Source organism: Enterocloster clostridioformis (assembly GCF_020297485.1).
Taxonomy (GTDB): Bacteria; Bacillota; Clostridia; order Lachnospirales; family Lachnospiraceae; genus Enterocloster; species Enterocloster clostridioformis.
On the sequence record NZ_JAIWZC010000001.1, the window covers coordinates 360,245 to 371,273 of the forward strand.

Annotated in this window: 9 protein-coding genes; all 9 read left to right on the top strand. The window is 44.2% G+C overall.

Annotated elements, in window-relative coordinates; genetic code table 11:
- The first annotated feature begins 5 nt into the window (after positions 1 to 5).
- The 9 genes from LA360_RS01605 to LA360_RS01640 are packed head-to-tail and all read left to right on the top strand — an operon-like array spanning position 6 to position 11,010.
- Positions 6 to 398, top strand: a complete 393-nt coding sequence (locus LA360_RS01605) for a PrgI family protein (protein ID WP_112483112.1) — start codon at positions 6 to 8, stop codon at positions 396 to 398.
- The gene (locus tag LA360_RS01610) at positions 361 to 2,811 is read left to right on the top strand and encodes a VirB4-like conjugal transfer ATPase, CD1110 family (RefSeq protein WP_112483110.1); all 2,451 of its coding nucleotides are present in this window, start codon (positions 361 to 363) and stop codon (positions 2,809 to 2,811) included. Before LA360_RS01605 ends, LA360_RS01610 begins: the two co-directional genes overlap by 38 nt.
- Positions 2,811 to 5,432 carry a CD1108 family mobile element protein gene (locus LA360_RS01615; RefSeq protein ID WP_112483108.1) on the top strand — a complete coding sequence of 874 codons (2,622 nt, stop codon included), beginning with the start codon at positions 2,811 to 2,813 and terminating at the stop codon, positions 5,430 to 5,432. Before LA360_RS01610 ends, LA360_RS01615 begins: the two co-directional genes overlap by 1 nt.
- A gap of 19 nt (positions 5,433 to 5,451) precedes the next feature.
- Positions 5,452 to 5,736 (top strand): cell envelope biogenesis protein TolA, encoded by a 285-nt coding sequence (locus LA360_RS01620; RefSeq protein ID WP_112483106.1) that lies wholly within the window; start codon positions 5,452 to 5,454, stop codon positions 5,734 to 5,736.
- A complete protein-coding gene (locus LA360_RS01625) occupies positions 5,711 to 7,324 on the top strand; it encodes a CD1107 family mobile element protein (RefSeq protein ID WP_112483103.1) in 1,614 nt (537 codons plus the stop codon). Before LA360_RS01620 ends, LA360_RS01625 begins: the two co-directional genes overlap by 26 nt.
- Positions 7,324 to 9,426, top strand: a complete 2,103-nt coding sequence (locus LA360_RS01630) for a type IA DNA topoisomerase (RefSeq protein ID WP_112483101.1) — start codon at positions 7,324 to 7,326, stop codon at positions 9,424 to 9,426. The genes LA360_RS01625 and LA360_RS01630 overlap by 1 nt, the downstream gene beginning before the upstream one ends.
- A 26-nt stretch (positions 9,427 to 9,452) precedes the next feature.
- On the top strand, positions 9,453 to 9,758 hold the full coding sequence (locus LA360_RS01635; RefSeq protein WP_112483099.1) for a hypothetical protein: 306 nt from the start codon (positions 9,453 to 9,455) through the stop codon (positions 9,756 to 9,758).
- Positions 9,759 to 9,772: 14 nt separating this feature from the next.
- The gene (locus LA360_RS29495; RefSeq protein ID WP_263870208.1) at positions 9,773 to 9,907 is read left to right on the top strand and encodes a hypothetical protein; all 135 of its coding nucleotides are present in this window, start codon (positions 9,773 to 9,775) and stop codon (positions 9,905 to 9,907) included.
- Entirely contained in the window at positions 9,907 to 11,010 is a 1,104-nt protein-coding gene (locus LA360_RS01640) for a DUF5688 family protein (RefSeq protein ID WP_112483097.1), read from the top strand. The genes LA360_RS29495 and LA360_RS01640 overlap by 1 nt, the downstream gene beginning before the upstream one ends.
- Positions 11,011 to 11,029: the final 19 nt, after the last annotated feature.

Here is an 11,029-nt window from a genome sequence, read left to right on the forward strand (position 1 = left end):
TGTTTATGGCAATATCAGTCGCAGTGCCGAAGAATTTAAGCGGCATCAAGACAAAGGTGGCAATGAATCTGACAAAACGTCAGCTCATCTGTTTTGGTGCGGCAGGTGCGGTTGGAATTCCTTTTTATATCTTTACCAAAGATATCATCGGGACACAGGCATCCGCACTGATCATGGTGGCTGTCATGCTGCCGTTTTTCTTTCTGGCAATGTATGAAAAGGACGGTTTTCCGGCAGAAAAGATTCTGTACTTTATGATAAGGCAGAAATTCCTCACACCGGGAATACGCCCCTATAAATCAGAAAATCTCTACAATCAGTTAGAGGAACAGGAAAAAATGAAGAAGGAGGTGAGTTACCTTGAAGCAAAAGCCAAAGGCAAAATTACAGGGCAGTAAAGGGAAAAATACCAAGCCTAAAGCGGGCTTAAGTTTTTCTGAAAAGAAAAGGCTAAAAGAGCTTCAGCGTACTCTTGCGGGAAACCATAAGGAACAGGAGAAACCTACCACGGCACAGAATACCATTACATTCAAAAAGATGTTCCGTGATGGTATCTGTCAGGTGACTTCTGATTTCTACACAAAAATGGTGGAATTTTATGATATAAATTATGATCTTCTGGAAATAGAGGACCAGGGGGAGATTTTGGAGGAGTACAGCCAGCTCATCAATTATTTTGACCCGTCTATCAGATTTGAACTGTTTTTATTTAACAGGCAGGTCAACGAGCAGACGCTGATAGACCAGTTTGACATTCCTTTGCAGGGAGATGATTTTGACGATATCCGTGAGGAATACACGGAAATGTTAAAGAAGCAGGCTGCAAAGGGCAACAATGGTATCATTAAATCAAAATATCTTATTTTTGGTACGGAGTGTAAGGGATATAAGGAAGCGAAATCAAAACTGAATAACATTGAAAAGGATGTTATCAAAAACTTATTAAACCTTGGAACCCACGCCAAAAGCCTTGACGGAAAGGAACGTCTGCGTATCCTGCATGAGTATTTTAATCAGGATACCATGGAGCCTTTCCGTTTTTCATTTAAGGAGCTGGCAGAGTCCGGTAAGAGTGTAAAGGACTACATTGCACCGCCGGGCTTTGACTTCCGTTATCCAAGCCGATTTAAGGCAGGAAAGATGTATGGCAGTGTCCATTATCTGGATATTATTGCACCACGTTTTAATGATGAGCTGTTAAAGAAGCTCCTTGATATTGATGATAACCTGACCATTACCATGCACATGCAGACGATGGACCCCGTGAAGGCAATCAAGATGTTAAAGGGTGCTTTGACCAATATTCAGAAGATGAAGATTGAGGAGCAGAAAAAGGCAGTCCGCAGTGGGTATGACATGGATATTCTTCCTACGGATATTATCACTTATGAAAAGGATACGCTGGAACTGCTTGACGATCTGAACACCAGTAACCAGAAGATTATCAAAATGACTTTCTTAATTACCTGTTATGGCAGGAGCAAAAGGGAGCTTGAAAATATTACGCAGAGGGTGTCCGGCATTATTCAGCAGGCAAACTGTAACCTAAGATGTTTGCAGTATTTGCAGGAGCAGGGACTTATGGCTTCCGCACCGATTGGATGCAATGATACGGGAATTGAGCGTGTGCTTACCACAAAGAGTACCGCTATTCTTGTACCGTTCTGTACGCAGGAATTATTTATGCCTTCACCGGCAATCTACTATGGTTTAAATGCCCTGTCAAACAACATGATCATGGCAGACAGAAAGCGGCTTCGTACACCAAACGGAGTGATTTTAGGAACACCCGGTAGTGGTAAGTCCTTTAGTGCAAAAAGGGAGATTTTATCCTGCTTTCTTATGACAAGGGATGATGTGATTATCTGTGACCCTGAGGGCGAGTATTTTGCCCTTGTGGGAGCTTTGCATGGGCAGGTGGTAAAGCTGGCAACCAATTCCAAAGACTATCTGAACCCGATGGATATTCAGTTAAGCCATAAGGGGGATAAGGAAGCTCTGAAATTAAAGAGTGATTTTATCATTACCCTGTGTGATCTGATTGCCGGAGGAAAGGACGGTCTGGAGAATGATGAGAAGGGCATCATTGATGAATGTATCCGTCATATCTATGATTCCTATTTCGAAAATCCGGTACCGGAGAATATGCCTATCCTTGAGGATTTGTATAATGCCCTTTTAGACCATAAGAATGCGAAAGCAGAGCGTATTGCCAATTCCCTTGTGCTGTATGTGCATGGTTCGCAGAATTATTTTAATCACCGCACTAACGTGGACAGTAAGAACCGTATCATGTGCTTTGATATCAGGGATTTGGGAAACCAGTTGAAAGAGCTGGGTATGCTCATCGTACAGGATGCCGTATGGAACAGGGTGTCGCAGAACAGGGAGAGAAAAATCGCTACCCGTTATTACTGTGATGAGTTCCACCTTCTTCTAAAGGAGAGGCAGACTGCCATTTATTCAGTGGAAATCTGGAAGCGTTTCAGAAAATGGGGCGGTATTCCGACAGGTCTGACACAGAATGTGGGTGACTTCTTAAAGTCGGAGGAAATCGAGGGTATTCTTGGTAACTCTGATTTTGTTTATCTGCTGAACCAGAATGCAAAGGATCAGGCGATACTTGCTGATAAGCTGGGGCTTTCGGAAAAACAGCTTTCCCATGTGACCAATTCAGAGCCGGGTTCCGGTCTGATTCTGTTTGATAACGTGGTGATTCCTTTTGTGGATAAATACCCGACAGACACAAAGACCTATGCGATTATGAATACCAAACCGGAAGAAAGTGTAAAGCAGGAGGATGTTGATTAGTGGCAGAGAATAAAAAAGACAAGTCGGCTGAGTTTGCAAGGGATAAGAGTGCTTTTTCTAAAGGTGGCTCCGAAAAGGGAACTGCTTCGCAAAAAGTACAGCGTAAGCATTCCGGTACACATCAGCCAAGAGATGCAAATGACACTTCCGGAGATGTTCCGAAAAAGGAACAGTCTGAAACTTTTGGACAGAATGTCCAGAAGTCGGGGAATTCAGCAAAACGCAGAAATAAAAAGCAGTATCAGAAGCAGGACACTTTTGGACACAGTGAAAATCCTTCCGCAGAGCAGAAGGATTTGAAGTCTGAGAATACGGATGCGGACAGTAAGAGGAAAAGCGATTTTTCGCAGGAAGATAATACTTTTACAGAGGAAGGTAACAGGGAGCAGGAGGAACATCAGCAAAAGGATGATTACCACCGCAGGGATACCTACCACCAATCCGAGAAAAAAGGAAAATACCACAGACGGGAGTATCAGAACAGGGAACGTACAAAACAATCTGATTTTGAACGTGATTTCCAAACGAATGACAAAGCCTTTACGGAAGGGATGGAACCGGATTTTCATGGAAGCAAAAAATTAGACAGATTGCAAAATAAGGCAGAGAAAGCCGGGAAAAAGACCGAAGCTGCAAGAAAGAAGATACCTAAGAAAAAGGAGTATTCCTTTGAGCGTGTCTTTGATGAAAAGACAGGAAAAGCAAAATATGTGCTGACTGCCGTGGAAAAAGAAAAGCAATTCAAACCGGATAGTCCGGTAAAAGTGGTTGCAGGCAGGGTAGGTGCAGAATATTCCAATTTTGCCCATGGCAAGGTTGCCGAAGTGGAGAAAGAAAATTCTGCTGTGGAAGGAGCACATAAGACGGAACAGACAGCAGAGAATGTCTATCATTTTGTGAAACGCAATCATAAAAGCGGATTGCAAAGGAAGAAAGAGAAAGTCGCAAAGCTGGAGAAAAAGCAGTTTAAGAAAGAGGTCAATTTCCGGTATCAGAAGTTTTTGGAAGAAAACCCACAGATGCAGGAAAAGACCCTGAAAAAGCAGATGCAGAAACGATTGCAGAAACAGCGTATCAAGCGGGAGTATGCAAAGGCAAGGCGGGCAGGACAGGCAGCAAAAAATACAAAGGAAGCGGCTGCAAAATCAGCCAATTTTGTTACCAAGGTTGCCAAGAAAATACAGGAGATAGCAAGCAGGAATGTTTCGCTTCTGGTAACAATCGGTATCTTTGCACTGCTTCTGATTATGATCATGACAGCCATATCGTCCTGTGGAGCGATGTTCTCAGATGGTATGAGTACCACACTGGCAGGAAGCTATATGAGTGTTCCGGCAGAGATTGATGCTGCGGACCTAGCGTTTTCCGAGCTGGAAATGGAATTGCAGAAAGAAATCAATGACATAGAAACGGACTATCCGGATTATGACGAATACCGCTACAATCTGGATGCCATAGGGCATGACCCGTTTGTTTTAATCAGTTACCTGTCGGCAGTACATACGGAATTTACGGCAAGTGACGTACAAAGTGAGATAGAAAGCCTTTTTGAAGAAATGTATGAGCTGACCTTAAATCCTACCACGGAGACGAGGACAAGGACTGTAACAGATCCGGAAACGGGTGAGGAGACGGAAGAAGAATACACCGTAACCATACTTGAAGTAACACTGACAGCCACCGATCTGGGTGTGGTGGTAGCCGGACACATGAATGAGGAGCAGAAAGAAATCTATGCTCTTTACAATGAAACCCATGGACTGACACAGCAGTTTTATACACCGCTCAATCTGTATTGGTATAGCTATGTGTCGAGTTATTACGGCTACCGTATCAATCCGGTCACAGGGCAGGAACAGTTTCACCGTGGTGTGGATATAGCGGTGCCCACAGGGACAACCGTGCTGGCAGCGATGGATGGAACGGTTACAACAGCAACCTATGATGCTTCTTATGGTAATTATGTTGTGATAGAGGACAGCAATGGTTACTGCACCAAGTATGCACACATGGATACATTAAGTGTCAGTGCCGGACAGACTGTTACACACGGAACAACCATAGGAACAACGGGAAATACGGGAAGCAGTACCGGAAGCCACCTTCATATCGAGTGTTTGTATAACGGGGAGTATTATAACCCGTTATTTTACTTTGATGTGGGTGAGGGAACTCTTTATGGAGAAAGTCCGGGTGGTGGCGGTTCGCCGGGAAATGTCATACCACCTGATTCCTATGATGATGCAACAGTACAGGCACTAATGGAGGAAGCAGCAAGATATCTTGGCTATCCGTATGTTTGGGGCGGTTCTTCTCCGTCCACAAGTTTTGACTGTTCCGGCTTTGTATGCTGGGTATTTACCAACAGCGGCGTACATAATCTGCCAAGAACCACGGCACAGGGCATATATGACCAGTGTACTCCGGTGTCAGCGGCAGATGCCAAGGCTGGGGACATTATATTTTTTACAGGTACTTACAATTCGCCGGGACCTGTCAGCCATGTGGGTATCTATTGCGGAAATGGTGTGATGATACACTGTGGTGACCCAATCAAATATGCTTCTATCAATACACCATACTGGCAGAGCCATTTCTACAGTTTTGGAAGATTAAATTAAAAGCAGGAAGTGAGGATAAATGACAAAGGAAAGAATTGAAAAAGAGCTTCTGAAAGTCCGGGAGCAGCTTGCAGGATTGCAGGCAAGGCAGAAGGACTTAGAGGAGCAGTTACAGATGGCAGAGGATGCGGAGAAGATGAAATTCATTGAGAAAAATAAAATCTCTCTGGAACGGCTGATTTTACTGAACAAAGTCAGTGAGGAAGAAATCCTTCATCTGTTAAAGAAAAAGGAACAGGAAGAACAGATACAACAATCAGAAAAGGAGGCAGTAAGCCATGAAAAAAATGAAACTATCATCTAAGGCGGTGTTATCGCTTATTTTATCAGCGGTTTTATTCTGTATGCCCGCTTTGGGATTTGCCATGAACGGGAATTATGCAGTGAGTGTTCATGCGGAGGATACAGAGCCGGAAAGTAGTTCTGAGGAAAACAGAACCGAGAATGATACAGAGCCGGAAACAGAAAGCGGTTCTGAAGAAAACAGCACGGAAGAGCATACGGTATCCGGTGGCGATGTAAAAGAACCGGAGTGTACCTGTGAGGATAAATGTGGTGCGTATGAATACGACCATAATTGCGAAGTATGCGTGAAAGATTATAAGCTCTGTGCATATAAAAAGCCGAATGTCACAATCCAGATCAATCAGCCGGATGGGTGGCATAATGACAAAGCAACCGTGACATTTACGGTTGCGGATGTGGCACACACAGGAAATTTTGAAATTGCCAAGATTCAGGCGAAGGTAGGACAGAATGGAAGCTGGACGGATGTGACAGAGGACAGAAAGCTGGAGGTTTCTGAAAACTGTACGGTGTATGTACAGGTCACTGACCAGAAGGATCATACCTATGAGAGAAGCCGTGCAATCAAATGTTTTGACACCACAAAGCCTACGCTTAATGCTGCGGTCAGTGACGGACTTTTGAGTGTACAGGTACATGATACGGATTCCGGAGCGAAAGCAGTCTATGTTAACGGATATGAATTTACAGACCTTACAAACGGAACTTTGAATATCCGCCTGCAGCAATTTGATGCGGGGTATGAGTATTTTACCATTTCAGCAATGGACAATGCCGGAAATATGTCGGAGGTCTACAAGACGAAAAATCCATACTACAAAGACCCGGCAGATGAGAGTGATGAAAATCCGGCAGAACAGCTTCCGGTTAATGCAGAAGCTACCAAGCCGGGAAGTGCCACAGGAACCGTAACAGAGCATACAAAGACAGACAGTGATGGAAATACCACTTCACAGACAAGTCCTGCGGAGCAGAAAAAGCAGGCAATGGCGGAAGCGGATGCTTCGGAGAAAGGAGAGAATGAGGATAAGGAGAGTAAGCAGTCCGGGCAGGGCAAGGAATTTTATACCATTCAGACGGCATCGGACAAGGTGTTTTATCTGATTATCGACAGGGATGGTGAGGAAGAAGTGGTCTATTTCCTGACAGAGATTACGGAAAATGACTTGCTGAATACCACATCTGATAACAGCGAGACCTTACCGAAAAACTCTGCCGCATTAGAGTCTGCAATCCCGACTTCTGAAAGTGCATTGCCAAATAATAATGCAGAACAGGAAAATAAGCAGGAGGAAGCTGCGGAAGATACAGAGGGAACCGAGGAAGATACAGAAAGCACCGAGGAACCGGAAGAAACGGAGGTTAAAGAGCAGGCAAATCCTATGATTTCCTATATCCTTATGGGAGGTCTTGCAGTGGCAGTAATCGGAGGTGCGTATTATTTCAAAGTGGTACGCAAAAAGAAAGAGGATTTCATCGAGGACGAAGATGAGGACGAGGAAGATAACGAAGAATATGAGAACGAAGATGAGGAATCAGAGGGAAGTTCGGATGATGATTTCTTTGAGGAACAGGAGGAAGAATAATGCAGTTAGTGATAGCGGAAAAGCCGAGTGTGGCACAGTCAATTGCCAAGGTGCTTGGTGCAGATGAAAGAAAAGACGGATACATGGAGGGAAACGGTTCTATCGTTTCATGGTGCGTGGGGCATCTGGTTGAGTTGGCACAGCCGGATGCCTATTCTGATGCATGGAAAAAGTGGACTTACGACAGCCTGCCTATGATACCGGAGCATTGGCAGCATGAGGTCAAGAAAGACACGGTTGCACAGTTCAGGGTATTAAAGGAGCTGATGCATGATACTAAAGTAGACAGCGTGGTATGTGCCACGGATGCAGGACGGGAAGGAGAGCTTATCTTCCGTCTGGTGTATGAACTGGCGGGATGCAGCAAACCGATGAAACGCTTATGGATTTCATCTATGGAGGAAAGTGCCATAAGAGAAGGATTTGAGAACTTAAAGCCGGGAAGTGACTATGATCACTTATACCATTCAGCACTGTGCAGACAGGAAGCGGACTGGCTTGTGGGTATCAATGGGACAAGGCTTTTTACCGTTTTATATGGCGGCAAGGTGTTAAAGGTGGGCAGAGTACAGACACCTACCCTTGCAATGCTTGTAGAACGTGAAGCAAAGATTATGAATTTCAAGAAAGAGCAGTATTTTATTGCTCATATCCTCTGTGGCGGCGTGGATGCGGTCACAGAGAGGATTGACAGTAAAACAGAAGCAGAAAATGTTGCAGGAGCTTGTCTGAACGGACAGGCTCTTGTTACGTCTGTGGCAAAGGAAGAAAAGACGGTGGCACCGCCGAAACTTTATGACCTTACCACACTCCAGAGGGATGCCAACCGTCTATTCGGTTTTACAGCAAAGCAGACCTTAGAGTACACCCAGAGCCTTTATGAAAAGAAGCTGTGTACCTATCCGAGAACGGACAGTCAGTATTTGTCTGATGATATGGAGCAGACAGCCGGAAATGTGATTGAAGCAATTTTTGGTTCCATATTGTTTGAGGAAAATAGGATGTTCAATCCGGATATTAAGCGTGTGTTAAACAGCAAAAAGGTCACAGACCACCATGCGATTATCCCCACAATGGAGATTGCCAAAGCTGACCTTGCAGCCCTGCCGGAAACGGAGCGAAAGATTTTATCCCTTGTGGCCAACAGGCTGCTGTGCGCTACGGGGGAGAAACATCTTTATGAAACAGTCAAGGCAGAGTTTTCCTGTGGCGGTTACACCTTTGCTGCTTCCGGCAAGTCGGTCTTAAAAAACGGGTGGAAAGATTTTGAAGATGCCTTTAAACGTTCTTTTAAGACCACGGAAGAGAAAGAGCAGGAGGATAAGAAGCTGCCGGAGCTTTCAAAGGGGCAGACCTTTGACGGGGTACAGACGAAAATCAGCGAGCATTACACCACACCGCCGAAACATTTTACGGAAGATTCCCTTCTTTCTGCAATGGAGCGAGCCGGAAACGAGGACATGAGTGACGATGTGGAGCGCAAGGGACTTGGTACACCTGCCACCAGAGCAGACATTATAGAGAAGTTAGTCAAGGACGGTTTCGTGAAACGAGAGAAAAAGCAGATGATTCCCACAGAGGACGGAATGAAGCTGATTACGGTGCTTCCCGATGTGGTGAAGTCCCCAAAACTTACCGCTGATTGGGAAAATGCCCTTACCCTTGTTGCAAAGGGCGAGTATTCCATGCAGGAATTTATGGATGGAATTGCGGATATGGTAAAGAACCTTGTGCAGACCTATCACAGCATTAGTGATGAACAGAAATCCATGTTTGGAGGAAATCAGAGCGCACAGGAAGCCCTTGGAAAATGCCCGAAATGTGGCGGGGATGTGGTAAAGGGAAAATATGGAGCTTACTGCAAAAGTAAGTGTGGTATGAATGTTGGCAAGGCTATGGGGACTGTACTTTCTGATACGCAGATTAAGAGTATGCTAGAGGGGAAAAAGACTTTCGTCAAAGGTTTAAAGGGAAAGAAAGGCACTTACGATGCTTACCTGATTCCAGAAGGAATTGAGGATTATTCCTATACCAAAGATGGCAAGGAAATCAAAGGCTCACAGTATAAGGTCAAGCTGGAGTTTGCAAAAAGAAGTAAGTAACAGCATAGAAAATGGAGGATACGAACATGAATGAAGCAAATGAAAATGTAACTGTAAACGGAGTCGGAACACAGGATGAGGAGCCTGTGGCAAAGAATAATGAAACCAAAGCGGAGAAGTTCATCCGCCTTGGAGAATACCGCATGAACAAAGCGATTGATGCGATCGGAAGATTGGAACACCTTGCCAATAAGTCAGCTTATGAATATACAGCGGAGCAGGTAGAGGCTATGTTTGGTGCTTTAGATAATAAGGTAGCAGATGTAAAAGCAAAATTCAGTACAAAGAAACAGGATAATACATCTTTTTCTTTTGGAACACATGCAGAGTAAGGAGGAAACCAGGAATGAAACAGTTAGAAAAAGAAGTCACAGAAACAAACAAGCAGAGCATGATGAAACGTTATCAGCTATATGGAACGAAAGCATCAAAGCTGACAGACAAATCACAGAAGAATACCGGGAAGGGAGAGAGAAAGTAATGGAATATAAGGATTTTGTAGAACAGGTAAAAGAGCAGATACAGGATTTTTTACCGGAAAAATTTGCAGATGCAACGGTTTCTGTTCATCAGGTAGTAAAGAATAATGATTGTATTTTGGATGGTCTGACAATCCGGACAGAGGAAAGCAATATTTCTCCAACCGTGTATCTGAATCCGTATTTTGAACAGATACAGGATGGAGCTGAGATGGATGATGTGCTTGGGCAGATTGCAGCCACATATCAGGCACATTATATTGACCATGATATGGATGTATCTGCAGTTACTGATTTTGATAACGTAAAAGACAAGATTGTGTGCAAGCTCATCAATGAAGAAGCCAACAGGCAGTTCCTTGAGGACAAACCATACACCAAGGTGGAAGATCTGGCAGCTGTGTATCAGATTTTAATGGACAAAAATGCGGAAGGCACTGCAACCATAACGATTACAGATAATCTGATGGACAGGTATGGGATTACTCTTGAGGATTTGCATGAACAGGCTCTTTTGAACATGGATGTTTTACAGCCATACAGCTTCAAGGGAATGAGCGAGACCATTATTGAAATGATGGCTGGGGACATTGCAAGGGATACTGGCATGGACATATCAGAGGCAAGAGAAATGGCGTCCCAGATGATACCGGATGTTCCTGATACAATGTTTGTACTGACAAATGACACGAAGGTAAATGGAGCTGCCGCTATATTAAATGATGATACCAGACAGGAAATTGCAGACAAGGTTGGAGACTTCTATGTACTGCCTTCATCTGTGCATGAAACGCTGATTATCCCGAAAGATGCCGGAATGGAGTTAAGAGACCTTGAACAGATGGTGCAGGAAGTGAACCAGACACAGGTAGCACCAGAGGAACGACTTTCGGATCATGTGTATGAGTATGATGCAAAAGAACATGAGCTGTTCCGCAGTGACCGTGCCGAGGAACGTGCAAAGCAGAAAGAGGAAAAGCGTGATGAGAAGAAAGAACGTCCTTCACTAAAAGAGAGACTTGCAGAAAAGAAAAATGATGTAATTAAGATGGATGCTGACAGGAAACAGCCGACAGCAGATAAAAAGAAAGAAGCGGTGATTTAGCCACTTTATACATAAAACA

What these genes read in the sequence shown, in the direction of transcription:
- LA360_RS01605 (WP_112483112.1), top strand. Translation starts at nt 6, where the DNA reads ATGGCAATATCAGTCGCAGTGCCGAAGAATTTAAGCGGCATCAAGACA.
- LA360_RS01620 (WP_112483106.1), top strand. Translation starts at nt 5,452, where the DNA reads ATGACAAAGGAAAGAATTGAAAAAGAGCTTCTGAAAGTCCGGGAGCAG.
- LA360_RS01625 (WP_112483103.1), top strand. Translation starts at nt 5,711, where the DNA reads ATGAAAAAAATGAAACTATCATCTAAGGCGGTGTTATCGCTTATTTTA.
- LA360_RS01630 (WP_112483101.1), top strand. Translation starts at nt 7,324, where the DNA reads ATGCAGTTAGTGATAGCGGAAAAGCCGAGTGTGGCACAGTCAATTGCC.
- LA360_RS01635 (WP_112483099.1), top strand. Translation starts at nt 9,453, where the DNA reads ATGAATGAAGCAAATGAAAATGTAACTGTAAACGGAGTCGGAACACAG.
- LA360_RS29495 (WP_263870208.1), top strand. Translation starts at nt 9,773, where the DNA reads ATGAAACAGTTAGAAAAAGAAGTCACAGAAACAAACAAGCAGAGCATG.
- LA360_RS01640 (WP_112483097.1), top strand. Translation starts at nt 9,907, where the DNA reads ATGGAATATAAGGATTTTGTAGAACAGGTAAAAGAGCAGATACAGGAT.